General features: G+C 69.2%; 21 protein-coding genes, 1 tRNA gene and 1 pseudogene. 9 read left to right on the forward strand and 14 right to left on the reverse strand.

Annotated features, from left to right (window positions below; genetic code table 11):
- Positions 1–5 precede the first annotated feature (5 nt).
- The 5 genes from O9255_RS09855 to rsxB all read left to right on the forward strand — a co-directional run bounded on the left by O9255_RS09855 (position 6) and on the right by rsxB (position 8496).
- Entirely contained in the window at positions 6–2909 is a 2904-nt protein-coding gene (locus O9255_RS09855) for a TonB-dependent receptor (RefSeq protein WP_297866682.1), read from the forward strand.
- A gap of 211 nt (positions 2910–3120) precedes the next feature.
- Positions 3121–5121 carry a prolyl oligopeptidase family serine peptidase gene (locus tag O9255_RS09860; protein ID WP_345781374.1) on the forward strand — a complete coding sequence of 667 codons (2001 nt, stop codon included), beginning with the start codon at positions 3121–3123 and terminating at the stop codon, positions 5119–5121.
- A 108-nt stretch (positions 5122–5229) separates the two neighbouring features.
- Positions 5230–7359 carry a methionine--tRNA ligase gene (gene metG / locus O9255_RS09865; RefSeq protein ID WP_297866683.1) on the forward strand — a complete coding sequence of 710 codons (2130 nt, stop codon included), beginning with the start codon at positions 5230–5232 and terminating at the stop codon, positions 7357–7359.
- 16 nt (positions 7360–7375) lie between these two features.
- Positions 7376–7954 carry an electron transport complex subunit RsxA gene (gene rsxA, locus O9255_RS09870; RefSeq protein ID WP_297866684.1) on the forward strand — a complete coding sequence of 193 codons (579 nt, stop codon included), beginning with the start codon at positions 7376–7378 and terminating at the stop codon, positions 7952–7954.
- 8 nt (positions 7955–7962) lie between these two features.
- Positions 7963–8496 carry an electron transport complex subunit RsxB gene (gene rsxB, locus O9255_RS09875; protein WP_297866685.1) on the forward strand — a complete coding sequence of 178 codons (534 nt, stop codon included), beginning with the start codon at positions 7963–7965 and terminating at the stop codon, positions 8494–8496.
- Here rsxB and O9255_RS09880 read toward each other — a convergent pair.
- The 6 genes from O9255_RS09880 to O9255_RS09905 form a co-directional block, all read right to left on the reverse strand.
- Entirely contained in the window at positions 8475–9377 is a 903-nt protein-coding gene (locus O9255_RS09880; RefSeq protein ID WP_297866686.1) for a TraB/GumN family protein, read from the reverse strand. The two genes, rsxB and O9255_RS09880, sit on opposite strands and share 22 nt — an antisense overlap.
- Before the next feature lie 2 nt (positions 9378–9379).
- Positions 9380–10387, reverse strand: a complete 1008-nt coding sequence (locus tag O9255_RS09885) for a DUF1684 domain-containing protein (RefSeq protein ID WP_297866687.1) — start codon at positions 10385–10387, stop codon at positions 9380–9382.
- An 11-nt stretch (positions 10388–10398) separates the two neighbouring features.
- A complete protein-coding gene (gene mutL, locus O9255_RS09890; RefSeq protein ID WP_297866688.1) occupies positions 10399–12249 on the reverse strand; it encodes a DNA mismatch repair endonuclease MutL in 1851 nt (616 codons plus the stop codon).
- A gap of 64 nt (positions 12250–12313) precedes the next feature.
- Positions 12314–13696, reverse strand: a complete 1383-nt coding sequence (locus O9255_RS09895) for an N-acetylmuramoyl-L-alanine amidase (protein ID WP_297866689.1) — start codon at positions 13694–13696, stop codon at positions 12314–12316.
- A 101-nt stretch (positions 13697–13797) separates the two neighbouring features.
- Complete coding sequence (gene tsaE / locus O9255_RS09900; RefSeq protein WP_297866690.1) at positions 13798–14292, reverse strand: tRNA (adenosine(37)-N6)-threonylcarbamoyltransferase complex ATPase subunit type 1 TsaE; 495 nt, start codon at positions 14290–14292, stop codon at positions 13798–13800.
- The gene (locus O9255_RS09905; RefSeq protein ID WP_297866691.1) at positions 14289–15764 is read right to left on the reverse strand and encodes an NAD(P)H-hydrate dehydratase; all 1476 of its coding nucleotides are present in this window, start codon (positions 15762–15764) and stop codon (positions 14289–14291) included. Before O9255_RS09905 ends, tsaE begins: the two co-directional genes overlap by 4 nt.
- A 24-nt stretch (positions 15765–15788) precedes the next feature.
- Between O9255_RS09905 and queG the strand changes: the two genes are divergently transcribed.
- Positions 15789–16850, forward strand: a complete 1062-nt coding sequence (gene queG / locus O9255_RS09910; RefSeq protein WP_297866692.1) for a tRNA epoxyqueuosine(34) reductase QueG — start codon at positions 15789–15791, stop codon at positions 16848–16850.
- Here the strand turns inward: queG and pgi are convergent.
- The 6 genes and pseudogenes from pgi to pcnB form a co-directional block, all read right to left on the reverse strand.
- On the reverse strand, positions 16847–18361 hold the full coding sequence (gene pgi / locus O9255_RS09915) for a glucose-6-phosphate isomerase (protein WP_297866693.1): 1515 nt from the start codon (positions 18359–18361) through the stop codon (positions 16847–16849). The two genes, queG and pgi, sit on opposite strands and share 4 nt — an antisense overlap.
- Before the next feature lie 14 nt (positions 18362–18375).
- Positions 18376–18756 (reverse strand): aspartate 1-decarboxylase, encoded by a 381-nt coding sequence (gene panD, locus O9255_RS09920; protein WP_297866694.1) that lies wholly within the window; start codon positions 18754–18756, stop codon positions 18376–18378.
- Positions 18757–18853: 97 nt separating this feature from the next.
- Positions 18854–19720 carry a pantoate--beta-alanine ligase gene (gene panC, locus O9255_RS09925; RefSeq protein ID WP_297866695.1) on the reverse strand — a complete coding sequence of 289 codons (867 nt, stop codon included), beginning with the start codon at positions 19718–19720 and terminating at the stop codon, positions 18854–18856.
- Positions 19717–20541 (reverse strand): 3-methyl-2-oxobutanoate hydroxymethyltransferase, encoded by an 825-nt coding sequence (gene panB / locus O9255_RS09930; RefSeq protein ID WP_297866696.1) that lies wholly within the window; start codon positions 20539–20541, stop codon positions 19717–19719. The genes panC and panB overlap by 4 nt, the downstream gene beginning before the upstream one ends.
- Positions 20542–20572: 31 nt before the next feature.
- The gene (folK, locus tag O9255_RS09935; protein WP_297866815.1) at positions 20573–21058 is read right to left on the reverse strand and encodes a 2-amino-4-hydroxy-6-hydroxymethyldihydropteridine diphosphokinase; all 486 of its coding nucleotides are present in this window, start codon (positions 21056–21058) and stop codon (positions 20573–20575) included.
- A 2-nt stretch (positions 21059–21060) separates the two neighbouring features.
- A pseudogene (pcnB, locus tag O9255_RS09940) lies at positions 21061–22404 on the reverse strand (polynucleotide adenylyltransferase PcnB); the annotation flags it as partial.
- A gap of 117 nt (positions 22405–22521) precedes the next feature.
- Between pcnB and O9255_RS09945 the strand changes: the two are divergent.
- Positions 22522–22597: transfer RNA gene (locus O9255_RS09945), tRNA-Glu, on the forward strand.
- Positions 22598–22699: 102 nt separating this feature from the next.
- Positions 22700–23023: a ferredoxin FdxA gene (gene fdxA / locus O9255_RS09950; protein WP_297866697.1), complete on the forward strand. Its 324-nt coding sequence runs from the start codon at positions 22700–22702 to the stop codon at positions 23021–23023.
- Between the two features lie 39 nt (positions 23024–23062).
- Here the strand turns inward: fdxA and O9255_RS09955 are convergent, their stop codons facing one another.
- Positions 23063–23572 carry a hypothetical protein gene (locus O9255_RS09955; protein WP_297866698.1) on the reverse strand — a complete coding sequence of 170 codons (510 nt, stop codon included), beginning with the start codon at positions 23570–23572 and terminating at the stop codon, positions 23063–23065.
- 16 nt (positions 23573–23588) lie between these two features.
- The gene (gene dapA / locus O9255_RS09960) at positions 23589–24497 is read right to left on the reverse strand and encodes a 4-hydroxy-tetrahydrodipicolinate synthase (protein WP_297866699.1); all 909 of its coding nucleotides are present in this window, start codon (positions 24495–24497) and stop codon (positions 23589–23591) included.
- An 80-nt stretch (positions 24498–24577) separates the two neighbouring features.
- On the opposite strand from dapA, the gene O9255_RS09965 reads away from it, so the two are divergent.
- Positions 24578–25138 carry a glycine cleavage system protein R gene (locus O9255_RS09965; protein ID WP_297866700.1) on the forward strand — a complete coding sequence of 187 codons (561 nt, stop codon included), beginning with the start codon at positions 24578–24580 and terminating at the stop codon, positions 25136–25138.
- The last annotated feature ends 74 nt before the right edge of the window (positions 25139–25212 follow it).

Below are 25212 nucleotides of genomic sequence, written 5' to 3' on the forward strand. Positions count from 1 at the left end.
CTCGCATGTCCACCAAGCGTCACAAGAGCCTCGCGCGCCTCCCGCTCGCCCTGGCCGTCATGACCAGCCTCTACGGCCCCTACCTGTTCGCCCAACAGGCCCAGCAGGCTGACGAAACCACCGAAGAATCGACGCAGGACGGCGAGCAGCCCAAGCAGCTCGAAAAAGTCACCGTCACCGGCTCGCTGATCAGCCGCCTCGGCTTCGACAGCGTCTCGCCGGTGCAGATCATCACCGCCGACACCAGCATCACCCTCGGCCAGCTCGACACCGCCTCGATCCTGCAAACGACGAACGTTGCCGCCGGCTCGACCCAGATCAATAATCAGTTCTCGGGCTTCGTGGTCGAGGGTGGTAACGGCGTCCAGACCCTGTCGCTGCGCGGCCTCGGTGCGAACCGCACCCTCGTCCTGCTCGACGGCCGTCGTCCGGGCCCGGCCGGTACCCGCGGCCAAGTCGGTGCGTTCGACCTCAACGTCATCCCGTCGGCCATCCTGCAGCGCGTCGAGCTGCTGAAGGACGGTGGCGGTTCGGTCTACGGTTCGGACGCCGTCGCCGGCGTGGCCAACCTGATCACCCGCAAGGCCGTCGACCGCCCGACCTTGACGGTCGACGCCAACCTGCCGTTCGAATCCGGCGGCTCCCGCTTCAACCTGTCCGGCGCGACGGGCTGGAACTTCGACAACGGTAGCGTTGTCGCTGCCTTCCAGTACTTCGAACAGCAGCCGCTGCAGTTCGGCGACCGCGACTTCTTCGCCTGCCAGAACGATCTCGTGCGCGACGCTAACGGCAACATCCTGCCGTACGAAGACCGCTCGGTCACCCGTGGCACCGAGCTCGAAGGCTGCAACAACTTTGGCATCTTCAACGCCGTCGACGACCTGAGCCGTCCGGCCTCGAACCGCCGCTTCGTGCAGTCGCCGACCGGCCTAACCGGCGGCCCGATCCCGGGCTACGTGCTGGGCCGCGTGGTGCCGGCGACGGCCACCACCCCGGCGTTCCGCGAGCAGCAGTTCGCCGCGCCGTTCCTGCAGGAGCGCCACGTCATCGCGGCGGCCAACCGCATCAGCCTGTTCTCGTCGGCCGACTTCACCTTCGGCGACATCAACTGGAACGGCCAGCTGCTGTACACGGGCCGTGAGACCTCGTCGCGCGGTTTCCGCCAGTTCTTCCCGATCATCGACGGCCGCTATGCCGGCTTCGCTGGCCTGGTCCGTCCGCTGATGCCGTACCGCTCCGACGCCGACATCAACGTCGACTACTGGTACCTCGCCTCGGGCTTCAACGGCGGCTTCGGCGCCGACAGCAGCTGGGGCTGGCGCGTCGACACGACCTACTCGCGTTCGAGCGGCGACTACACGGTCGACAGCATCGCGCGCGACCTGACCGGCGACATCGGGACGAGCCCGGACCGCAATGGCGGCCTGCCGCCGATCAACTACCTGAGCCCGGCCGTGCTCAACGGCATCGGCATGGACGCCCTGCGTGATGCCATCGGCGTGCGCCACACGGGCAATACGGTCTACACGCAGATGGTCGCGAACGCCACCATCAACGGCGACCTGTTCGAGACGCCGGCCGGTACCGCCGCCGCCGCGTTCGGCACGGAATTCCGCCGCATCTCCATCAACGATACCCCGAGCGAGATCGAGCGCACGGGCGGCCTGTGGGGCCAGAGCTCGGCGACGGGCACCGTCGGCAAGGACTACATCTCCGAGCTGTTCGGCGAAGTGGAAGTGCCGCTGCTGGCCGGCCTCCCGGGTGTCGAGCAGCTGCTCGTCAACGGCTCGGCGCGTACCTTCAAGTACGACTCGATTGCCGATTCGGATTACGTCTGGAAGGTCGGCATGGGCTGGCAGATCATCCCGTCGATCCGCCTGCGCGCCACCAACGGCACGTCATACCGCGCGCCGGGCCTGTATGAGCTGTTCCTGGGCAACCAGACCAGCTTCCTCGGCCAGTTGGCGATTGACCCGTGCATCGACTGGGGCACCGACGCGACCGATCTGAACATCCGCCGCAACTGCCAGGCGGCGGGCATCCCGGCGGATTACGACGGCAACGGCCCGTCTGCTGAGGTCGTCAGCGGCGGCGGTGCGGGCGTTGTGAAGCCCGAGACGTCGAAGTCGTTCACCACCGGCCTCGTGTTCACGCCGGAGTTCGCGAACATCAGCGCCTCGCTCGACTACTTCCAGATCGAAGTCAACGACCAGATCTCGCAGTTGGGTGCCAACGCCGTGGCGGGCTGCTACGCCCTGCCGGTGTTCCCGAACAACTTCTGCAGCCTGTTCGATCGCAACCCGGGCGGCCTGCCGACGGGCTCGTACAACATCACGCAGCTGCGTGATCCGTACATCAACATCAACCGTCAGATCACCCGTGGCTACGATCTGAACGTGCGTTGGGACGGCGACTTCACGTTCGGCACTGTCGAGGTCGAGACGCAGGTGACCTACACCACCGAGCAGACCTTCCTGCTGTTTGACACGGCGGAAGCCAGCGGCTTCGCGACGGACGACGTGCTCGGCACGATCTCCAACCCGAAGCTGGTCGGCAACGTCCGCACGGCGCTGAACCGGGGTGACTTCACCTACACCTGGGGCATGCGCTACGTCGACCAGACCGAGGAGCTGTTCTTCAACGGCACGGGCAACCCGGTTGCTCCGTACCGCGGTACGGCCAATGCGGTCTACGACATCGTCGCCGAGAACGTGCTGTACCACAGCTTCTCGGTGCGCTATGCCGCTGACTCGTGGAACCTGGTCGTCGGTGTGAACAACGCCTTCGACAAGGCGCCGCCGACCGTCTCGACGGCTGCTGCGACGCGCTACGGCAACGTCCCGGCGTTCGCCACTCAGTACGACTGGTTCGGCCGCGAGCTCTTCGCGCGCTTCAGCTACCAGTTCTAAGCGTCATTCGCTGCAGACGAAAACGGCCGGGCGCCTCGCCCGGCCGTTTTTTTGTGGCGCCCCCTGCCTTTGTGCACATTCCCTCTGCACGCGCATGCGGCAAACTCGCGCGTGCGGAACGCTTCAGCAATCCTTCAGACTTTTCTGGGAGCCCCCTATGCGATCGATACTACTTTCCGGCCTCGCCCTCTCGGCACTGGCCTGTGGTGGCGTGGCCGATGCCCGCGACCCGATTCCCGCCGATGCGCTCTCGCGCATGCAGGAGATCCAGTCCATCTCGATGAGCAGCGACGGCAAGCGAATCGTCGCCCTGATCGGCAGGGCCGGCGCCGAAGAGTTCGAAACGTCTCTGGCTAGCTGGGACCTCGAGAACCTCGAGCGAGGTCCCACGGTCACCGCGTCGGGCGACAAGATGAAATTCATCCAGGCGTCGGCGCTGAAGTCAGACCACATCTTTGTGGTTGGGCGCCAGGAATTCACCGGCCCGCTTGCGGGCTGCGGTGAAGGCAAATCGATCGGCTCCACCAAGACCTTCGTGATCAAGGCATACCTGACCAACGCCGACCAGTCGAATTTCGAGGAGGCATTTGCTGCCAACGTCCGCGCGACGGGCGTCGGTGAAGCCACCCAGCGCTGCCTAGAGATCGCGGGCAGCGCGCAGCTGGTGAACGGCCTACCGCTAGACCCGGAAAACGTCATCGTCTCGCAGACCGACATGGCATCCTTCCAGGACCGCTACTACCGCTACAACCTGCGCACGAAGCAGACGGAACTCCTGTTCCGTGCGGGCGGCCGCACCTCGCCGGGCCTGTTCGATCCCCGCACGGGCGATCTGCTCACGCGCACCCAGTTGGAACCGGTGGATGGCTCCTTCGAGCAGCGCGTGCTGATCAAGAACGGCGAGACGGGCGAGTTCGAGGTGCATGACAACCTGACTCGCCGTATCAACGACCGTTTCGAGTTCAATTTCGTCGGTCGCGACGAAACCAGCGGCAAGTTTTACGTGCTGACGGACCTGTTCTCGGATCTGGTTCAGGCCCGCATGTACGACCCGAAGACGCGAAAGTTCGACGATGAACCGCTGGTTGCGCATCCGGAGTTTTCGATCGCCAACATCATCCTCGGCACGCGTCCCAGCGACTTCAACAAGGTCCTTGGCTACACCGTGGCCGGCATGAACATGGAGACCACGTGGGTCGATCCCCAGCTCGCCGCCATTCACGAGGGGCTGAAGCAGGCGTTTCCGGGCCAGCTGGTCAACGTGATGAACTACACGGACGATCGCAAGAAGATCATGTTCAGCACGGAGAGCCATCGTCACCCGACGCGCTACCACCTTCTGGTGGACGGCAAGCAGGTGCTGCCGCTCGGCGCGGAGCGCTCGGGCATCGACCCGAACGACATCGGCGACCAGCGTTGGGTGACCTGGACCGCCCGCGACGGCATGACGATCCCCGGCATCCTCGACCTTCCCGCTGGCTGGACCCCGGAACAGGGCCCGTTGCCGACCATCATCCATCCGCATGGCGGCCCCTGGTCGCGTGATTTCGGCGGCTGGGACGCGTCGGGCTGGGTGCCGTTCCTGACATCGCGCGGCTACGCCGTGCTGCGCCCGCAGTACCGCGGTTCGGAGGGCCTCGGTCGCAAGCTGTGGCTCTCAGGCGACGCAGAGTGGGGCCAGAAGATGCAGGACGACAAGGACGACGGCGCCGCTTGGCTGGTGCAGCAGGGCATCGCCGATCCTGAGCGCATGGCCATCTTCGGCTACTCCTACGGTGGTTTCGCGGCCGCCGCGGCGGTGGTCCGCGAGAACAGCCCCTACGCCTGTGCGATTTCCGGTGCGCCGGTGACCGACCTAGCCCGGCTGGGCAACAACTGGAGTGAAAACCGCCTGCAGCGCATCGTGCAGGGCGTGACCGTCAAGGGCATGGACCCGATGCAGAACACCGAGAAGGCCAACATCCCGGTGCTCTTGTACGTGGGCGACCGCGATGTGCGCACGCCGTCGTGGCATGCGGAGAACTTCTACAACGCCGTGAAGGACAAGGTGCCGGCGAGGTTCGAGTTGATCCCCGACCAGCCCCACAGCTTCCCGTGGTACCCGCGCCACGCGGCCCGCGGTCTCGCGCTGATTGAGAACTTCCTGGCGAACGACTGCCGTATGGCGCCGGGTGGCGCCTCCCGCGCAGCGGCCACGGCCGCGACACACTGACCCCAGTCGGGGAAACTGTGGACGAAGCCCGGCCTCGCGCCGGGCTTCGTTTCTCCGGCAGTTGGACGCCATCTGCGATAATCGCGGCCTGCCTTCACCGCGATGCCGATGACCACCTCCGCTGCCCCTGCGGCGCGTCCCGCGCCCGCCCTCGTCACCACCGCCCTGCCCTACGCCAATGGCGAGATCCACCTCGGCCACCTGGTCGGCTACATCCAGGCCGACGTCTGTGTGCGCGCGCGGCGCATGGCCGGCGGCATCACCCACTTCGTCTGCGCCGACGACACCCACGGCACGCCGATCATGCTGGCCGCCGAGAAGGCCAGCACCACGCCCGAAACCTTCGTGGCCGGCGTGCAGGCCCGCCACGAGCGCGACTTCGCCGATTTCCTCGTCGGCTTCGACCACTACGATTCCACCAACAGCGCGGGCAACCGCGCGCTGACGGAAGCGATCTACCTCGCGCTGAAGGCGAACGGCCACATCGGCGCACGGCCGATCCAGCAGTTGTTCGACCCGGTGCGGGAAATGTTCCTGCCCGACCGCTACATCAAGGGCGAATGCCCCAACTGCGGCACGGCCGACCAGTACGGCGACAACTGCGAGAACTGTGGCGCGACCTACTCGCCCACCGAACTGAAGAACCCGCGCTCGGTCGTCTCCGGTGCCACGCCGGAATTGCGAGAGAGCGAGCACCACTTCTTCGAGCTCGGCCGCTTCGAGACCTTCCTGCGCGACTGGCTGGCGAGCGACGTCGCCCATCCGGGCGTGCGCGCCAAGCTGATGGAGTGGGTCGATTCGGGCTTGCGCGCCTGGGACATCTCGCGCGACGCGCCCTATTTCGGCTTCGAGATCCCCGGCGCGCCGGGCAAGTACTTCTACGTCTGGCTGGATGCGCCCATCGGCTATCTGTCGAGCTTCAAGGCCCTGTGCGAGGCGAAGGGCCTCGACTTCGGCGCTTTCCTCGACGCCGCCCGCAACGCGAAGGGCGAAACGGAACTTCACCACTTCCTCGGCAAGGACATCGTCAACTTCCACGGCCTGTTCTGGCCGGCGGTGCTGCACGGCTCGGGCCACCGCACGCCGACGCGCCTGCACGTCAACGGCTACCTGACCGTGAACGGCGACAAGATGAGCAAGTCGCGCGGCACCTTCATCCAGGCCCGCACCTACCTCGAGGCCGGCCTGCCGCCGGAAGCGCTGCGCTACTACTACGCGCTGAAGAGCTCGGGCGGTGTCACCGACCTCGACCTCAACCTGCCCGACTTCATGGCGCGGGTGAACTCCGACCTCGTCGGCAAGTTCGTCAACATCGCCAGCCGCTGTGCCGGCTTCATCGAGAAGCGCTTCGGTGGCCAGCTCGCCGCCGAGCTGGATGATCCGGCGATGGTCGCCCGCTTCGTCGAGGCATTGGACGCGGTGCGCGGCCACTACCTCGACGACGACGCGGCCGCCGCCGTGCGCGCGGTGATGGCGCTGGCCGACGAAGCCAACCGCTATGTCGACGAGAAGAAGCCCTGGGTCATCGCCAAGGAAGCCGGCCGCGAGGCCGAATTGCAGCGCGTCTGCACGCAGGGCCTCAACCTGTTCCGGCTGCTGGCCATCGGCCTGAAGCCGATCCTGCCGACGCTGTGCGCGCGCGCCGAAGCTTTCCTCGACGCGCCGGTGCAGGGCTGGGGCGACGCCTCCACGCCGCTGCTCGGTCGCGCCATCCGCCCCTACGAGCCCCTGCTCACCCGCATCGAACAAAAGCAGATCGACACCATGATCGACGCCTCCAAGGACTCCCTCGCCGCCGCGGCCGAAGCCGCCAAGGCCGCTGCTTCCGCCGACAAAGCGGCGAAGCCCGCGAAATCGGAAACGCCCAAGCCGTCCGCCGCGGCCCCCACCGAAACGGCGGCGTCGGCCTTCATCGGCATCGAGGACTTCGCCAAGCTCGACCTGCGCATCGGCAAGGTGCTGGAGTGTGGCTTCGTCGAGGGCTCGGACAAGCTGCTGCGCTTCAAGCTGGATGCCGGTGAGCTCGGCGAGCGGCAGATCTTCTCGGGCATCCGCGCCAGCTACGGCGAGCCGGAGAAACTGGTCGGCCGCCACGTCGTGTTCATCGCCAACCTCGCCCCGCGCAAGATGCGCTTCGGGATGAGCGAGGGGATGATCCTCTCCGCCGGCTTCGATGGCGGCGCGCTCGCCCTGCTGGACGCCGACAGCGGCGCCCTGCCCGGCATGCCGGTGCGCTGAGCACGGATTCCGCGCCGTGACCGACATCCTGCTGATCCTCGTCGGCGCGGTGCTGGTCAACAACTTCGTGCTGGTGAAGTTCCTCGGCCTGTGCCCGTTCATGGGCGTGTCGAGGCAGCTCGATGCCGCCGTCGGCATGGCGCTGGCGACGGGCTTCGTGCTGACGCTGGCGGCGGGCCTCTCGTGGGCGCTGCAGCACTGGCTGCTGGATCCACTCGGCATCGGCGACTTGCGAACGCCCGCCTTCATCCTCGTCATCGCCGCCACGGTGCAGTTCACCGAGCTGCTGCTGCACCGGCAGAGCCCGCGCCTTTACCAGGTACTCGGACTCTACCTGCCGCTGATCACCACCAACTGCGCGGTGCTCGGCGTGGCCCTGCTGAACGTGCAGGCGAAGCATTCGCTGCTCGAATCCGTGCTCTACGGCTTCGGCGCTGCCGTGGGCTTCGGCCTGGTGCTGGTGCTGTTCGCCGCCCTCCGCGAGCGCCTGGAATCGGCCGAGGTGCCGTCGGCGTTCAAGGGCGCGCCGATCGCGCTGGTGACGGCTGGCTTGATGGCCCTGGCCTTCGCCGGCTTCACCGGCATGGATCGCTAGGCCGCGTCGTGGCGGATCTCTGGCTTCCCCTGCTGGCGCTGGTGGCGCTGTGCGCCGCTCTCGGCGCGCTGCTCGGCTGGGCGGCGAAACGCTTCGCGGTCGAGGGCGATCCCCTCGTCGAGCAGATCAACGCCGTGCTGCCGCAGACGCAGTGCGGGCAGTGCAAGTACCCCGGCTGCCGGCCCTATGCCGAAGCCATCGCCAAGGGCGAAGCCGACATGAACCAGTGCCCGCCCGGCGGCGAAGCCGGCATCCGCGCACTGGCGACGCTGCTCGGCCGCGAGCCGAAGCCGCTGTCGACCGAACACGGCGTCGAGAAGCCACCGCAGATTGCACGCATCCGCGAGGACGAATGCATCGGCTGCTTCAAGTGCATCGCCGCTTGCCCGGTCGATGCCATCATCGGCGCGCCGAAGTTCCTGCATGTGGTCGTCGAGGACCTCTGCACGGGCTGCGAACTCTGCATCGCGCCCTGCCCGGTCGACTGCATCGACCTCGTCGCCGCGCCGCCGCCGTCGCGCTACAGCCGCTCGACGGTGTAGCCCGCGGCGGCCAGCTGCTGCACCAGGCCTTCCGCACCGAGCAGGTGCAGAGTGCCGACCGCGACCAGCGCATCGTCCTCGCCGGGCGCGTCCAGCAGGGCCTTCACGCGTGACACCCAGGCTGCATTTCGCTGGGTGTTGATGCGCTCGTAAAGCGCCGGGTCCCGCGCCTTCATGGCCGCGGCCATGCCCCAGTACAGCGCATCCACGTCGCCCTCGCGCCATTGCCGGTGCAGCCACTCGGTCTCGCTGCGGATCTCGTCGGAGCGCTCGACCACGTCGCGCAGCTGCGCGACCTGCACACCGTACTTCATGCCATCGAACAGGCGAATCTGGTCCGCGGGCGTCTCCAGCCCTGCCGTGCGCTTGCCGTCGCGCGTCGCGTGCTGCGCCAAGTGCTTGTCGAGCCCGAGCGCCGGATCGAGGCCGGCGGCGGTCATTTCCGCCATCGTGAGCGTCAACGCGGCGAACCACGGCTCCATCCGCTGCAGGGCGTCGAGCGGGAGGTCGGCCTCCGACGCCAGTTGCACGGTGGCCGCCCAGGTCGGGGCATCCATCGTCTGCTGCAGGGTCCGGCCGTCCGCACGGATGCCCGCTTGCGCGAACTTCAGACCGAGGCTCGGGTCGGCCAGGGCTTCCGGCGAAAGCTCGAAAAACACCTGCTCCGCGTCATCGAGCGCGGCGTACACCATCGGATCAAGCGGGTAATCGCCGGCCTCCAGCAGGTGGAAGGTGCCCAGCAGGTACACCACGTTGTCGCCATCGCTGGCCTTCCAGAGCAGCGGCCGCGGGGGCGCGCTGTCCGCGGCGGCTGTCGCGCTCGACGCCATCGCCACCGCCGCGGCGAACGCGAACGCCCTCCAACCGCCGCGATTCGCCATGCTCAGGGCGACGCCAGCAAGGGAAGCGGCTTCTTCTCACCGGCTTCGATGCGGAGGTCGAGTCGGTTCGACGGCGGCGGCATCGGGCAGGTGGAGAACTCGGTGAATGCGCAGGGCGGGTTGTACGCGCGGTTGAAGTCGACCACGGTCGTTCCGCCGTCGGCCGGCTGCTCCGCATAGAGGAAGCGCGACGCGGCGTAGCTTTCGTGCCCGCTGGTGCGGTCGGCGAAGATCAGGAACAGGCGCCCGTCGCCTTCGTCCACCGCCTCCAGCCGGTACTCGACGCCGTCCTTCTGGAACACCACGACGCCCGGGTTGGCCATCGCTTCTTCGATGCCGAGGACGTTGACGATGGAGATCGTCTGGCCCGGCGGATGGGCTTCGAAACGCGCGTCGAAGCGGAACGCCGAATCGATGTCGAAATAGTCGAGGCCGGGGAAACGCGTGCGCGTCGGCGCCAAGGCATCGCGGACGCGCAACCCGTAGTTCTCGCCGCGCTTGATGACGATGAAGCTGGCATCGCCCTGGTTGAAGCCGACGACCGTCGGCGTGCCGTCATCCGCATCGGTGACAAGCCGGCGCGTGCCGCCATCCGCAGGCTGGCCGTCGTACATGACGCCCGCGCCGCGGGTGGCCCGAAACGTGACCGTGCCATCGCGATCGAGCCGGATCATGCCGACCTCCTCGGGCCCCGCGGCAAGACGCACGCCCTTGGTGGCGCCGCTGCCGACGTAGCTGTTGCCGGGCTTCAGCCAGTGCAGGCCGACGAGCGACAGCCAGCCGTCCGGCTTCTGCAGGTTCGCCAGGCGCGTCTCGCGCACTTCGTTGACGCCGCGGGCGTGGACGGCCGCTGCGGCAGCGGCCGCTGCCTCGCGCTTCGCCTGGGCGTCGATTTCCGCCTGCGACGGGCCGGAATCACCGCTGCAGCCCACGGCAAGCAGCGCGGCAAGCAAGGTGGGAAGGCCGACGCGCCAAGGCGAGTCGTTTCGGGAAGAGGCGTTGCGACGCATGCGGGACTCCTTCATCGGCCGCGGAGGAACAGTCGATCCAGTTCCGCGAGCTCCAACTGTACGTAGGTCGGGCGACCATGGTTGCACTGTGCCGCACGTTCCGTCGCCTCCATGTCGCGCAACAGAGCGTTCATTTCCGGCACCGTGAGCCGGCGGTTGGCACGCACGGAGCTGCGGCAGGCCCAGCCCCCCATCAGCCCGTGGACGGCCTCTTCGACCTTGCGCGTGTTGCCGTGTTCACGCAGCTCGGCCAAGGCATCGAGCAGGAGGGGCTTGGCGTCGAGGTCGGCCAGCAGCGCGGGCACGCTGCGCAGCGACAGCGACTGCGGCCCAGTGCGGCGCACCTCGAAACCCAGCGACGACAGCAGCACCGCGTGCTGCTCGGCAGCGTCCGCTTCGCGCTCGCTCACCGCGAGAGCTTCGGGCACCAGCAGCGGCTGCGCGCGCAGGTCCTGCGCGGCGAAGGCGGCCTTCATGCGCTCGTAGGTGATGCGCTCGTGCGCGGCATGCATGTCGACAAGGACGAGGCCCTGTGCGTTCTGCGCCAGCACGTAGACGCCATGCAGCTGCGCGAGCGCGAAGCCGAGCGGCGGGGCCACGGTGTCGTCGATCCCCGCCGGCACCGCGGCCGCCGGCATCTGATGCACGGCACCGGCGCTGGGGAACGGCATCGACGCCATCGAAGCCGGCATGCCGGATGTGCTGGCCTCGAGGCCACCCGACGCCGCATACAGCGTGCGGTAGGCGGCCATGGTGTCGCCCACCGAGAGCCCAAGCCGCGACTGGTCCGCCGGTGCCCACTGCGGAAGCCCCGCCACCGGGCTCGGCGTGGGGCCCACCGGGCTCGACGGTGCGCCCGCGCCATCGGCGGGTCGGGCGTCGGCCAGCGCTTCGTGCAGCGTTCGGAAGATGAAGTCGTGCACCAGCCGGCCGTCGCGAAAACGCACTTCGTGCTTGGCTGGATGGACATTGACGTCGACGCGGCGCGGGTCGAGCTCGAGGAACAGCACGAAGCTCGGATGCCGGCCGTGGTAGAGCACGTCCGCATAGGCTTGCCGCACGGCGTGCGCGACGATGCGATCGCGCACGGCGCGGCCGTTGACGTAGAAGAACTGCTGGTCGGCGCTGCTGCGCGAGGCCGTGGGCAGGCCGATCCAGCCATGCAGGCGAAGCCCCGCCTGGGCGTGGTCAAGGCCGAGCGCACGTTCGTGGAACTCCGGCCCCAGCGCTTCGGCCAAGCGCTTCGGCGCGTCACCGCCGTTGGGCCGGTAATGCCGGAGCAGCCGCCCGTTGTGGTTGAGCTTGAGTTCGATCGTCGGGCGGGCCAGCGCGAGTTGGCGCAGCCAGTCCTCGACGTGGCCGAGCTCCGTGCGTTCGGCCTTCAGGAACTTGCGTCGCGCCGGCACGTTGAAGAACAGGTCGCGCGCCTCGACGGTCGTGCCTTGCGCGTGCGGATGCGGGATGACCTCGCCGAGCCGCCCACCGTCCACATCGAGCTTCGCGCCGCGCTCCTGCGTGGCCGTGCGCGAGGCCATCGAGAACCGGCTCACCGACGCGATCGAAGGCAGGGCCTCACCGCGGAAACCGAGGGTCGCCACGGCTTCGAGATCGTCGAGGCTGGCGATCTTGCTGGTGGCGTGCCGCGAAACCGCCATGGGCAATTCGGTGGGCGCCATGCCGACGCCGTCGTCGCGGATACGGATGAGCCGAGCCCCGCCTTCCTCGAGATCGATCTCGACGCGCTGCGCACCGGCATCCAGGGCGTTCTCGACCAGTTCCTTCACGACCGACGCCGGCCGCTCGACGACTTCGCCGGCGGCGATCTGGTTGATCAGGACTTCGGGGAGCAGCTGGATCGGCATGCCGGCATCGCACGGGGACAGGCCGCGATGATACCGGGCGGGCACGCCGCGCCGCGCGTGCGGATTACTCCGGCGCCGCGGGGATGCGCAGGCGCTCGCCCACGCGCACGACGTCGTCGCGCTTGTCGTTGGCGTTGCGCAGCTGGCTCAGCGAAATGCCGTGCCGTGCAGCGATCAGGCCGAGGGTTTCGCCGCGGGCAACGACGTGCTGGCGGCTGCCGCGCGAGGGATTCGCGGCGAACCACGTGCCCGGCGGCGGCTGCGAGCCGAAGTAATCACCCACGCCGCGCGCGACCACTTCGGCGAGGCGGCGACGGAAGCCCGCATCGTTGAGCTTGCGCTCGTCGGCGGCATTGGTGATGAAACCCGTCTCCACCAACATGGAGGGGACGTCGGGCGAGCGCAGCACCCAGAAATTGGCGCGTTCGACCTGCGGCTTGTGCGTCTTGCCGACGCTGCGCAGCTCATCGAGCACGTGGTTCGCGGCCTCGTCGGAGACGCGCATCGTCGCGCTCTGCGAGAGATCGAGCAGCACCGCGGCGAGGCTGCGGTCCTTGTCCTCGAGGCTCACGCCGCCGACGAGGTCGGCATTGTTCTCGCGGTCGGCGAGGAAGCGCGCTGCTTCGCTGGAAGCGCCGCGCGTCGAGAGTACGAAGACCGAGGCGCCGTTGGCCTGGCGGCTCTGCGCGGCATCGGCGTGGATCGAGATGAACAGGTCGGCCTGCGCATCGCGCGCCTTCTGGTAGCGGTCACCGAGCGGGATGAACACGTCGCCGTCGCGGATCAGGAGCGCGCGCATGCCGGGATGGCGGTCGATCTCCGCGGCGAGCTCGCGCGCCACCTTCAGCGTGACGGTCTTCTCGTAGGTGCCGCCGCCGCCGATGGCGCCGGGATCGCGGCCACCGTGGCCGGCGTCGATGGCGATCAGCAGCTCGCGCGCACCGGACACCGGCGCTGGCGCTGCCGTCGAGGACGATGCCGCGGCATTCGCCGCCGGCGCGGCCGCGGGCGCGGTGTTCGCCGCCATGGCGGCCTCGTCGCGGAACATTTCAAGCACGAGGCGCGAGGCGCGCCCGCTGCCCTCGACGCGGGTCCGCGGACGCACCGCCCCGGCGAGGTCGAACACGATGCGGAGCTTGCCGGCCTCGGGCGAACCCGTGCGGACGCCGATCACGCGGCCATTCGGGGCCGGCGGTCGGAAGCCCTCGGCCAAGGCAGCGCCCGGCAGATCGAGCACGAGCCGGTCAGGATTGGCGAGGCTGAAAAGACGGTAATCGCCCGGGGCGGCATCGAGCTGCAGCTCGGCGCGGGTGCTTTCCTCGCCGGCGCTGAGACGGAGCTGCCCCAGCTGGACCTCGGCGTGGGCAAACGCGGCATACGCCAAGCCCGCGACCAGGACGGCCAAGTGCAACCAGCGGGTCAGGTTGAGGGCGGAGGCGCGCGGCATGAGCGCGATTCAAGCACCGCCCCCGGCGCAATGCAAGCACTTTTTCCTTTGCAATCCGTAGCCTGCAGCCTGTTCCTGCGAATCTTCCTGATGAACCGACCCTAAGTGGGGGCGGAAATGCCGGTCGCAGCCCTGTCGGAGGCGCCGTCGAGCCGTCGGATCCACTCCCGGCCAGCGTCGCTCCGCGGCTCGAGCATGGCGCGCCGCCCTTCGGCCTCCAGGGCGAGGCGGACCACCAGGTCTGGCGCGGGCAGCGTGGCCCCGCCGCGCTCCGGCCACTCCACCAGCCACAACGCGGCGGCATCCTGCAGTTCGTCCATGCCCAGGAAATCCAGCTCACCCGCATCGCCGAGGCGGTAAAGATCGAGGTGCGCCGCCTCCCCGTCGGGAAGCGCGTAGCGCTCGATCAGCGTGTAGGTCGGGCTGCGGATCGTGCCCGTCACCCCCAGCGCCCGCAGCAGGGCTCGCGCTAGCGTGGACTTGCCGGCCCCCAAGTCGCCCTGCAGGTGGACCACGGCCCGTGCGGGCCGGGTTGCGGCGAGGCGGGCGCCCAAGGCCGCCGTGGCCTCGGCGTCGGGAAGAAAGGGCGCACTCATGGGTTCAACACCGGACCGAAGGCCCCGATGACGTCGTTGGCGAGCAGGCCACGGCCACGGCCGCGCCCCACGGCATCGGCAGCGGCCGAATGCGCCAACGCACCGACCCACGCCGCGTCAAAGGGTGACAGGCCCTGCGCCCGCAGGGCCGCGACGAGCCCGGTCAGCGCATCCCCCATGCCGGCCGAGGCCATGCCGGGATGCCCGGCATCGATCAGGCGCGGGGTTTCGCCGGGCGCCGCCACCACAGTGCCGGCCCCCTTGAGCACCACGGCCGCCCCGAAGCGCGCGACCAGCGCGTCGAGCGCGGCGAAACGATCCGACTGCACCTCTTCGGTACGGCATCCGAGCAGACGCGCCGCCTCGCCAGGATGGGGCGTCAGCACGGCGCCTGGCAGCGCGCGCGGCGCCTCGGCCAGCAGGTTCAGGGCATCGGCATCCAGCACGAGCGGGCGGCCCGAAGCCAACGCCGCCTCGAACAGGCCGCGTCCCCACTCGCCCTGCCCCAGACCCGGGCCCACTGCCACGACGCCGGCGGCGACGAGTCGCGAAGCGAGGGCGTCCTCCGCGGGTACAACACCAGCCATCACTTCCGGCCGACGGACATTCAGCGCAAACACCGTCTCCGGGCGCGAGAGGGCCTCCACCCAGCCGGCGCCGCCACGGGCGGCGGCCTCCGCGCAGAGCACGAGGGCCCCGGCCATGCCGTGGTCGCCGCCCAGGCAGAGCACCCGACCGTGATGGCCTTTGTGGCTGTCGAGGCGCCGCACGGGAAGAGCGTCGGCCAAGTCCGACGCTCGGACCGCCCACGCTGACGGCGCACCCTCCGAGGCCGCGGCGGCCAGCGCATCGACGTCGAGGCCCAGCGGATCGACGTGCACTTCACCCGCAGCCTCGCGGCCCAGAGCGGTGAAAAGGCCGCGTTTCGCGGCGACGAAGCACAGGGTCATCGCGGCGGGAAGGAACGCGCCAGGGGCGCTACCGCGGTCGGCATCGATGCCCGAGGGCACATCCAGCGCCAGCACCGGACGCCGCTGCGCGGCCACCGCCTGCATCAGGGCCGCCACGGGCGCTTCCGGGGCGCGGGAGAGCCCGATGCCGAACAAGGCGTCGATCCACGCGTCCGCGTCGGGAACGCCAGACGCCAAGGTACGCACGTCGTGCCCCGCCGCGCGCCACCGGGCCGCGGCGGCCCGAGCCTCGGGGGTGCGCGGTTCGCCGCTGGCCACCGCATCGACCTGAAGCCCGCTGCGGTGCAGGGCCAAGGCCGCGACATAGCCGTCGCCACCGTTGTTGCCCGTCCCGCACAGCACGCCGACCCGCCGCACCTGCGGCCAGCGTTCGCGCAGCAGCGCTGCGGCGGCCTCGCCGGCCTGCGTCATCAGCCCGAAGGCATCGACGCCGCGCGCGAAGGCCGCGCGCTCAATGGCACGCACGGCATCGGCGCAGTACAGCGGCATGGCATGGGACATGCCGCGGATTCTATACTTCGCACCATGCACGACTGGGCCGCGCTCGCCGCCGACATCAAGCGCTGGGCCGAAGCGCTCGGCTTCCAGCAGGCCGGAATCAGCGCCGGCACGCTGGCGAGTGACGAAGCGCACCTCGCGCGCTGGCTCGCCGAAGGCCACCACGGTTCGATGGACTGGATGGCCACGCATGGCACGAAGCGCAGCCGCCCCGACGAGCTGGTGCCGGGCACGGTGCGCGTCATCAGCGTTCGCATGGATTACGGCGTCGACGACGACGCGGCCTGCTGGGACACGCTGGCCGATGGCACCCGCGCTTATGTCGCGCGCTACGCCCTGGGCCGCGATTACCACAAGGTGCTGCGCGCGCGGCTGCAGAAGCTCGCGGACCGCATCGCCGAGGTGGTCGGCCCGTTCGGCTACCGCGCCTTCGTCGATTCCGCCCCCGTGCTGGAACGCGCACTGGCCCGCGACGCCGGCCTCGGCTGGATCGGCAAGAACACCTGCGTGATCAATACCAAGGCCGGCAGTTGGTTCTTCCTCGGCGAGCTCTACACCGACCTTCCGCTACCCGTCGACGAGCCCGCCACCGAGCACTGCGGCACCTGCACGCGCTGCATCGACATCTGCCCCACGCAGGCCATCGTCGCGCCGAACGTGCTCGACGCGCGGCGCTGCATCAGCTACCTGACGATCGAGAACGCCGGGACGATCCCGCTCGAGTTCCGCCGCCCCATGGGCAACCGCATCTTCGGCTGCGACGACTGCCAGCTGGTCTGCCCGTGGAACAAGTTCGCCCAGCGCCATGCCCTGCCCGACTTCGAGCCGCGCCATGGGCTGGACATCGCTTCGCTGGTGGAATTGTTCGCGTGGGACGAGGACGCGTTCCTCAAGCGCACCGAAGGCTCTGCGATCCGCCGCACCGGGCACCAGGGCTGGTTGCGGAACATCGCCGTCGCGCTGGGCAACGCCCCGCATTCGGACGCCGTGATCGAGGCGCTGCGCTCACGCGCGTCGCACCCCTCCGAGGTCGTGCGCGAGCACGTCGAGTGGGCGCTCTCGGAACAGGCTGCGAAAGCGCCAACCTAACCGCGAGCGAGGATCTCCGCAGCCAAGGCAGCGCTGATCGGGTCCTGCGCGTGCGCCTGGCCTTCCAGCACCGGCAGCAGGCCGCCGGCCAGCGTCTTGCCGAGCTCGACGCCGAACTGGTCGAAGGCGTTGATGCCCCAGAGCACCGACTGCGCATAGACGCTGTGCTCGTAGAGCGCGATCAGCGCACCGAAGCTGCGCGGTGTCAGGCGGTCGAGCAGGATCAGGGTGCTCGGTCGATTGCCCGGGAAGTGCCGCTGCGGACGATCGCCCTCGTCACCGTTCGCCAGTGCTTCGACCTGCGCCAGCAAATGCGAGAGCAGCACGCGATGCTGCGCAGCATGCGCGTGGTCCGGCTGGACGACGCCAATGAAGTCCGCCGGCACCACCTGCGTGCCCTGATGCAGAGCCTGGAAGAAGCTGTGCTGGCTGTCGGTACCCGCCCCGCCCCACAGCACCGGCACGGTGTCGTGCTCGATGGCCGCGCCGTCGTGGTCGACGCGCTTGCCCAGCGATTCCATGACCAGCTGCTGCAGGTAGGCCGGCAGCAAGCGCAGGCGCTCGTCATAGGGCAGCACCGCCTGGGCGGCATGGCCCTCGGCGTTGCGATTCCACACCGCGAACAGCGCATGCCACAACGGCAGGTTCGATTCCGCCGGCGCCTCGAGGAAATGCCGGTCCATCGCCTCGGCGCCGGCGAGCATCTGGGCGAAACCGTCCTCGCCGAGCGCCAGCAGCACCGAGAAACCGACCGCCGACCACAGCGAGTAGCGGCCGCCGACCCAATCCCACATCGGCAGCACGCGCGAAGGATCGATGCCGAAAGCCTCGGCCTTGGGCACGTTCGCACTCACCGCGTACAGGCGCTCACCGCCGCCGAGCCAGTCGCGGATGAGTTGGCCGTTGAGCAGGGTTTCCTGCGTGCCGAAGCTCTTCGAAACGAGGATCGCGGCAGTCTTCGCCGGATCGAGGCCCGCCAGCAGGCGCGTCGCCGCATGGGCATCGACGTTGCTGAGGAAATGGATGGTGAAGCGGCCGTCGCCGAAGTCCTTCAGCGCGTCTAGCGCCAAGCGCGGACCGAGGTCGGAGCCGCCGATGCCGACGTTGATGATGTCGGTCACGCCGCTGGCGCGAAGGGCTTGTGCCATGTCGGCCATGCGCTGGCGGGCGGCGTGGGCTTCGAGGGCTGCGCCGGAGGCCACCGGGGCCTCGAACGCGGTGCGCAGCGCGCTGTGCAAGGCGGGACGGCCTTCGGAGCGATTCACCGAGGCACCGTGCAGGAGTTCACGGATCGCCGCGCCCATGCCGCTGGCCTGCGCCACCGCCAGCAGGGCGTCGAGGGCTTCGGCATCGACATGCTGGCGCGCGAAGTTCGCGTACAGGCCGTCGACCTTCAAGGCCATGCACGCCGCACGATCCGGCTCGCGCGCGATGAGCTGCTTCAACGAATGGCCCGCGAGGCGAGCGCCGTGGGACTTCAGGTGTGCCAGACGCGCCGCGATCGAGTGCATTCGTTGTCCTGGGGTCAGGCGGCCTGCGCCGGGATGCTGTGGTTGGTATGGGTGAGGCGGTTCTGGCGGTCGACGTAGACCAGCGTCGGCTTGAACTTCGCCGCTTCCGCCTCGTCGAGCTGGCCGTAGGCGCAGATGATCACCAGATCGCCCGGGCCGGCGAGGTGCGCCGCGGCGCCGTTCACCGAGATCACGCCGCTGCCCTCTTCGCCACGGATGGCGTAGGTGACGAAGCGCGCGCCGTTGTTGATGTTGAAGATGTGCACCTGCTCGTACTCGCGGATGCCCGACACGTCGAGCAGGCGGCCGTCGATGGCGCACGAGCCCTCATAGTGAAGCTCGGCGTGGGTGACGGAGGCGCGGTGGATCTTGGCTTTCAGCAGGGTGAGCTGCATGGGGGCGGTCCGGAGGCGTGAAGGCGCGGAGTGTAGGGGCGAGGGGTGGAGCCCGCAATCGAACCCACCCTTGCGCACAGCGTCGCCGAAGCGGCGTTCAGCGGGCGTCGACGCCGTCGAAGTCGAGGTTGTCGATCAGGCGCGTGCGGCCAAGGCGCGCAGCGACCAGCCCCAGAAGGCCCGGCTCGCTGCCGCCATCAGGAATGGAAAGGTCGGCGCGGCGGATCGCCACGTAGTCGACGTCGAAGCCCGCCGCCGTCAGGCGCTCGACGGCTTCCTGCTCCAGGCCCGCCGGTGGCAGGCCCAGCGCGGTCTGATCACGCAGCGTGCGCAAGTTGCGGATGATCTCGACCGCCACGCGGCGCTCGTCCGGCGACAGGTACTGGTTGCGCGAACTCATGGCGAGGCCGTCCGGCTCGCGCACGGTCGGGCCGGGCACGATGTCGATGGCGAAGGCGAAGGCGAGGTCCTTCGTCATGTGCCGGATCACCTGCAGTTGCTGGTAGTCCTTGCGGCCGAAGATGGCGACGTCCGGGTGCACCATGTTGAACAGGCGAGCCACGACGGTCGCGACACCGTCGAAGTGGCCCGGACGGTGGGCGCCTTCCAGCACATCAGCCACGCCGGGGACGCGGATGCGCACCGCGGCCTCGGCCCCCAGCGGATACATGGTTTCCACCGACGGCAGGAACAGCAGGTCGCAGCCGGCCTGCGCGAGCCCCTCGGCGTCGGCCTCGGGCGTGCGCGGATAGCGCGAGAAGTCCTCGCTCGGCCCGAACTGCGTCGGATTCACGAACACGCTGGCCACGACCTTGTCGGCGTTCTGCTTGGCCAATTCGATGAGCGAATGGTGCCCGGCGTGCAAGTTGCCCATGGTGGGCACCAGCGCGATGCGATGCCCCTGGTCGCGCCAGCCAGCGAGGTGGGCGCGCAGTTCGGCGACGGTGCGGACGGTGCGGATCATGCGTAGGCGTGCTCGGGCGCGGGGAAAGTGCGCGAACGCACGGCCTCGGCATAGGCGCGGACGGCGCCCTGCACCGAGCCGCCGTCGGCGAGGAAATTCTTCACGAAGCGCGGTCGGTGGCCGCCACTGACGCCCAGCAGGTCGTGCAGCACGAGGATCTGGCCGTCGCAACCCGCGCCTGCGCCGATGCCGATGGTGGGAATCGACAGCTCACGGGTGATGCTCTCGGCCAAAGCGGAGGGCACGCACTCGAGCACCAGCGCCGTGGCGCCTGCGGCTTCCACCGCCCGCGCATCGCGCTTGAGCTGTTCGGCGGCCGCGGCCTCGCGGCCCTGCACCTTGTAGCCACCGAGGCGCAGCACCGATTGCGGCGTCAGGCCGAGATGGGCACAGACCGGGATCTCGCGCTCGACGAGGAAGCGGATGGCGTCGAGCTTCACGCCCGCGCCCTCGATCTTCACCATCCCGGCGTTGCCCTCCTTGAGCATCCGCACGCCAGCGTCGAACGCCCTCTCGGGTGTTGCATCGGCGCCGAAGGGCATGTCGGCAACGAGCAGCGCGCCGCGCAAGCCACGCGCCACGGCACGGCAGTGGTAGACGATCTGGTCGACGGTGACCGGCAGCGTGCTGGCCTCGCCCTGCACCACCATGCCGAGCGAATCGCCCACGAGCACGAAATCCACGCCCTCGGCGTCCAGCACCGCAGCAAAGCCGGCGTCATAGGCGGTCATCGCCACGATCGGCGTGCCGGCGGACTTCAACCGGCGCAGCTCGGGGACGGTGACGGGCGGGCGCGGCGGGGGCGCGTCGGAGGCGTACATGCGGGGGCGGAAGCCGGTCGCGATTGGGCGCCTAAGGTATCGCCTCGATACCCGAGCGATCCAGCGCAAGGGCCAGATCCGTGATGCGTCCGACGCCGGGCACGTCGAGTTCGGCGGCGATCTCGGCCCAGGGCACCAGCACGAAGGCCCGCTCGGCGAAGCGCGGATGCGGCAACTGCAGCGCCGGCGTGTCGAGGTGGACCCCCTCCATCGCCAGCAGGTCGAGGTCCAGGGTGCGTGGCCCCCAGCGCTGCTCGCGGGCCCGGTCGCGACCATGGGCACGCTCGGTGGTCTGGAGTGCGGCCAGCACATCGAGGGGCGGCAGCGTCGTGGCGAGTTCCGCCACGGCATTGATGAAGTCGGCCTGCTCGGTCACGCCCCAGGCCGGCGTGCGGTAGCGGCGCGAGACGCGGACGACATCGACGCCATTGGCCGCCCCCAGCATCGCCAGGGCGGAGGTGAAGCACGCGGACACGTCGCCGACATTGCCGCCCAGCCCCACCCAAGCCCGCCGCACAGTCATGCCGGAGCGCCAGCTCCCGGGCCGCCACGACGAGGACGGCGGCGGCGGCGACGGCGCGGACCGGCTTCACCCGTCGCGCCTTCGGCCAGCGCATCGCCCTCGCCCGCCTCGTCGAGACCCAGGCCTCCCTGGTCCAGCGATTCGGACAGCGCGGCCGGGGCCTGCAACTGCGCATCGCGCCAGAACAGCAGGTCGGCGGCGAGTTCCGGCGCCACCTTGGCGCGGAGCTCGAGGAAATCGAACGCAGCGCGGAAGCGCGGATGGGCCAGCGTGCGGAACACGCGCTTCTTCTGCCGCAGCGCGAAGCGCGGCTGCAGCATCCAGATCTCCTGCATCGGCAGCGAGAACCGCCGGGGCAGCACGATGCGATGCGCCTGATGGAGCGTCACGCGGTCGGCCGCACGCTGCTGGGCCACCGCCGGCTCGAGGCCCTGCGCCTGCAGGCGCGCCAGCTCGCGGCAGTAGGCCGGCCACAGCAGCACGGCATAGAGGAAGGCGGGCGTGACCGGCTTGTCCTCGGCGATCCGCTTGTCGGTATTGCGCAAGCCATCGAGCACCATCGAGCGCAGCAGGCCGCTACGGTTGGTGCGCAGTGCCTCCGCCGTTTCCGGCAACACGGCCGGCAACAGCTGGTGGGCCTCCAGGCCAAGGAAACTCGCCTCGCCATGCCCGGCAAGGAACAGCTTCAGGGATTCGTCGAACAAGCGCGCAGGCGCCGCACCGGCGAGCAGGGGCGCCAGCGCGGGCATCGGCGCCGCGGCGCTCTCGTCGATGGTGAATTCGAGCTTCGCGGCGAGGCGGACCGCTCGCAGCATCCGGACCGGGTCTTCGCGGTAGCGCTTCTCGGGGTCGCCGATCAACTTGAGCTTGCGCGCGAGGACGTCCTCGTAGCCACCGACGTAGTCGCGCACCGAGAAATCCTCGATGGCGTAATAGAGCGCGTTCGCCGTGAAGTCGCGCCGCACCGCGTCGTCTTCGATGCTGCCGTAGACGTTGTCGCGCAGCACGCGGCCATCGTCCTGCGTTTCCCGGTCGCCACTGCCATCGTCGTCGTTGGCGCGGAACGTCGCGACCTCGATGATCTCGCGGCCATAGACCACATGCGCCAGGCGGAACCGGCGGCCGATCAAGCGGCAGTTGCGGAACACCTCGCGCACCTGTTCCGGCGTGGCGTCGGTGGCGATGTCGAAATCCTTCGGCTGGCGGCCGGCCAGCAGGTCGCGGACCGCACCACCCACCAGATAGCCCTTGAAACCGGCGTCGCGGAGCCCGTAAAGCACCTTCAGGGCGGCAGAGCTGATGTTCCTGCGCGAGATCGGATGGGCCTCGCGGGGAATCACCAGGGGCGCGACGGTTTCGGACATGGGGTGGTGGGTATCCAGGATGGCGCCGAAGAGGCTAGAGAATGTGGAACGATTCCGTTATCCTACCGGACTCGCAGGAAGCGACCAACCAATGCTCCCTTCGTCTAGAGGCCTAGGACGTGGCCCTCTCAAGGCTAAAACACGGGTTCGAATCCCGTAGGGAGCGCCAATTCCACGAGGCCCGGCAATGCCGGGCCTCGTCTTTTCCGGGCCCACGCCATCGGCCACGCCGCGGCGCTACCCTAACCGCCTACCTCACGTCGCCAACGCCATGCCCTTCGTCGTTACCGAGAACTGCATCAAGTGCAAGTACACCGACTGTGTCGAGGTCTGCCCGGTCGATTGCTTCCATGAAGGCCCGAACTTCCTCGTCATCGATCCGGACGAGTGCATCGACTGCACGCTCTGCGAGCCGGAGTGCCCGGCCAAGGCGATCTTTCCGGAAGACGACGTGCCGGCTGGCCAGGAAGGGCTGATTGCCCTGAACAAGGAGCTGGCCGCGCAGTGGCCGGTGATCACCACGCGGAAGGAACCGCTGCCCGACGCCGCCGAATGGGACGGCAAGTCGGACAAGCTCCCGCTGCTGCAGCGCTGAGCGGCGCGCGCCCTTGGGCGCGACGCCCCTCGATGCGCGTTACTGCAGGCGCGACTGCAGCAGGCCGAGCAATTCGCCGGCCGCGCCGCCACTGATCGCCGCGCCCTCCGGGCTGATGGCATCGACGCGCACCGACTCGCCGCGCGCGGCCAGCCGCACGAGGAAGCTCTCGCCGCGGAAACTGACTTCGTAGCTGCTCAGCGCGGCGACGGGCGTCGCCGTGGCGCCATCGACGCGGCCGAGCGCCAGCCCAACGCGGCGGAACGCGTTCTCGGCCGTATCGCTGATCTCGAAACTGGTGGCCACGCCAAGGGCGGCGGGCGGCGCCTCGCCGGGCGACGCCGCGCCGGCGGCGGCCGGCGGGATCTGCAGCGCCGCACTCGACGACGGCAGGACGAGATCCGGCGGCACTTCGAGCGGACGGCTCTCGCGGCTCTCGAGGTACGGGGCGTCCTTGCCGCGGAAGAGCGAGCATCCGGACAGGGCGACGACCGCCGAGGTGGCGAGGAGGCCGAGGATCAGGGGGCGCTTCAGGGTGGACAGGTGCATGGACATCTCCAGGGAATCAGGCGGCGCGACGCGCGGCCGAGGCTTCGGCTTCGACGCGGTCAACGAGGGACAGCATGGCCGCCAGCGACGCAGTGTGCGGCGCCTCGAGCGGGAGCAACGGCAGGCGCAGGTCGGCACCGAGGCCTTGGGCCTTGAGCAGGGCCTTCAGCGGTATCGGGTTCGGCGCGCAGCCGAGGAAATCGTAGAGCGGCCCCAGCAGCGCGTCGCGGGCTCCGGCCTCGCCGAACGCGCCCTCGCCCGCCGTGGCGGCGATGGTCGCCATGCTGGCCGGCACCACGTTGGAAGCGACCGAGATCACGCCCACGGCACCGGCGCGCATCGCTTCGACGAAGGTGGGGTCGTCGCCCGACAGCAGGGCGAAGCCCGGCGAAGCGAGCGGCGCGAGGGCCGCCCAGCGTTCGGCATCGCCGCGGGCTTCCTTCAGGCCGACGATGCCCTCCACGCCGACGAGTTGCGCGACGGTCTCCGGGGCCATGTCGACGCCGGTGCGTCCCGGCACGTTGTAGAGGATGACGGGCAGGCCACCCTGCGCTGCCACGGCGCGGTAGTGAGCCACGAGGCCGGCCTGCGTCGGACGCACGTAGGGCGGCGTCACGACCAGCGCGGCCTGCGCGCCGAGTTCGGCGGCGCGCCGGGTCTGGGCGATGGTTTTGGCGGTGTTCGAGAGCCCGGTGCCGGCGATCACGCCGATACGACCGGCGACGACCCGAACGGCTTCGACCAGCAGCGTGTCGTATTCATCGTCCGTGAGCGCCGCTGCTTCGCCGGTGGAGCCGGCGACCACGACGGCGGACGCGCCCGAGGCGATCTGTTTTTCCAGCATCTGCGCCCAGGCACGGAGGTCCAGGGTCCCGTCGATGGAAAACGGGGTGGCAAGCGCGGTGATGCTGCCGGAAAGTCGCAAGGCAGGGCTCGTTCGGTGGGGGAGAAATGAGTCTTGATGTTACTTGCGGCGCGAAGAACGCGGCAAGTATGCTGGCGGCAATGAGTGAATCCACGCCCCGTCCGCCGTCGAACGAAAACCTGCTGCTGATCAGCGCGTATTCGACCCATCCGGACTCTCCGCTCCTCGCCGTCAGCCGCCGCATAGCCGACTCGGGCTGCAACCTCGCCGACGCCCGCCTCTCCACCGTGGGCCGGGATGTGTCGGTCACGGCGCTCGCGGTGGGCTCATGGGACGCCGTCGCCAAGCTGGAAGCCATGCTCGGGCGGATGGAGCGCGACGACGGGATGAAGATCCACTGGTACCGCACCGGCCCGAAACCCGTGCAGTCCAACCTGATTCCCTACATCGTCGAGGTGGTCGCCTCCGATCGGCCGGGAATCCTCTACCAGCTCGCCGATTTCTTCGACCGCCAGGGCATCACGGTCGAGAACCTGCAGTGCTCGCGCTACCGCGCCATGCAGACCGGCGCCGACATGTTCTCGGCCCACGTCACCATCGGCGTGCCGGCCAGCATGCATATCGCCGCGCTGCGCGACGACTTCCTCGCCTTCTGCGACGACCTGAACCTCGACGCCATTATGGACCCGATGAAGTTCTGACGCCGATGACCCCATGCCTCCATTGATTCGCCGCCGCGCCGCGTGACCATCGCACGCCGACACCCAGCCGCCAT

Origin of the sequence: Silanimonas sp., assembly GCF_027530345.1 — a bacterium.
Taxonomy (GTDB): Bacteria; Pseudomonadota; Gammaproteobacteria; order Xanthomonadales; family Xanthomonadaceae; genus Silanimonas.

What these genes read in the sequence shown, in the direction of transcription:
- O9255_RS09855 (WP_297866682.1), top strand. Translation starts at nt 6, where the DNA reads ATGTCCACCAAGCGTCACAAGAGCCTCGCGCGCCTCCCGCTCGCCCTG.
- metG (WP_297866683.1), top strand. Translation starts at nt 5,230, where the DNA reads ATGACCACCTCCGCTGCCCCTGCGGCGCGTCCCGCGCCCGCCCTCGTC.
- O9255_RS09880 (WP_297866686.1), bottom strand. Translation starts at nt 9,377, where the DNA reads ATGGCGAATCGCGGCGGTTGGAGGGCGTTCGCGTTCGCCGCGGCGGTG.
- O9255_RS09885 (WP_297866687.1), bottom strand. Translation starts at nt 10,387, where the DNA reads ATGCGTCGCAACGCCTCTTCCCGAAACGACTCGCCTTGGCGCGTCGGC.
- mutL (WP_297866688.1), bottom strand. Translation starts at nt 12,249, where the DNA reads ATGCCGATCCAGCTGCTCCCCGAAGTCCTGATCAACCAGATCGCCGCC.
- O9255_RS09895 (WP_297866689.1), bottom strand. Translation starts at nt 13,696, where the DNA reads ATGCCGCGCGCCTCCGCCCTCAACCTGACCCGCTGGTTGCACTTGGCC.
- tsaE (WP_297866690.1), bottom strand. Translation starts at nt 14,292, where the DNA reads ATGAGTGCGCCCTTTCTTCCCGACGCCGAGGCCACGGCGGCCTTGGGC.
- O9255_RS09905 (WP_297866691.1), bottom strand. Translation starts at nt 15,764, where the DNA reads ATGTCCCATGCCATGCCGCTGTACTGCGCCGATGCCGTGCGTGCCATT.
- queG (WP_297866692.1), top strand. Translation starts at nt 15,789, where the DNA reads ATGCACGACTGGGCCGCGCTCGCCGCCGACATCAAGCGCTGGGCCGAA.
- pgi (WP_297866693.1), bottom strand. Translation starts at nt 18,361, where the DNA reads ATGCACTCGATCGCGGCGCGTCTGGCACACCTGAAGTCCCACGGCGCT.
- panD (WP_297866694.1), bottom strand. Translation starts at nt 18,756, where the DNA reads ATGCAGCTCACCCTGCTGAAAGCCAAGATCCACCGCGCCTCCGTCACC.
- panC (WP_297866695.1), bottom strand. Translation starts at nt 19,720, where the DNA reads ATGATCCGCACCGTCCGCACCGTCGCCGAACTGCGCGCCCACCTCGCT.
- panB (WP_297866696.1), bottom strand. Translation starts at nt 20,541, where the DNA reads ATGTACGCCTCCGACGCGCCCCCGCCGCGCCCGCCCGTCACCGTCCCC.
- fdxA (WP_297866697.1), top strand. Translation starts at nt 22,700, where the DNA reads ATGCCCTTCGTCGTTACCGAGAACTGCATCAAGTGCAAGTACACCGAC.
- O9255_RS09955 (WP_297866698.1), bottom strand. Translation starts at nt 23,572, where the DNA reads ATGCACCTGTCCACCCTGAAGCGCCCCCTGATCCTCGGCCTCCTCGCC.
- O9255_RS09965 (WP_297866700.1), top strand. Translation starts at nt 24,578, where the DNA reads ATGAGTGAATCCACGCCCCGTCCGCCGTCGAACGAAAACCTGCTGCTG.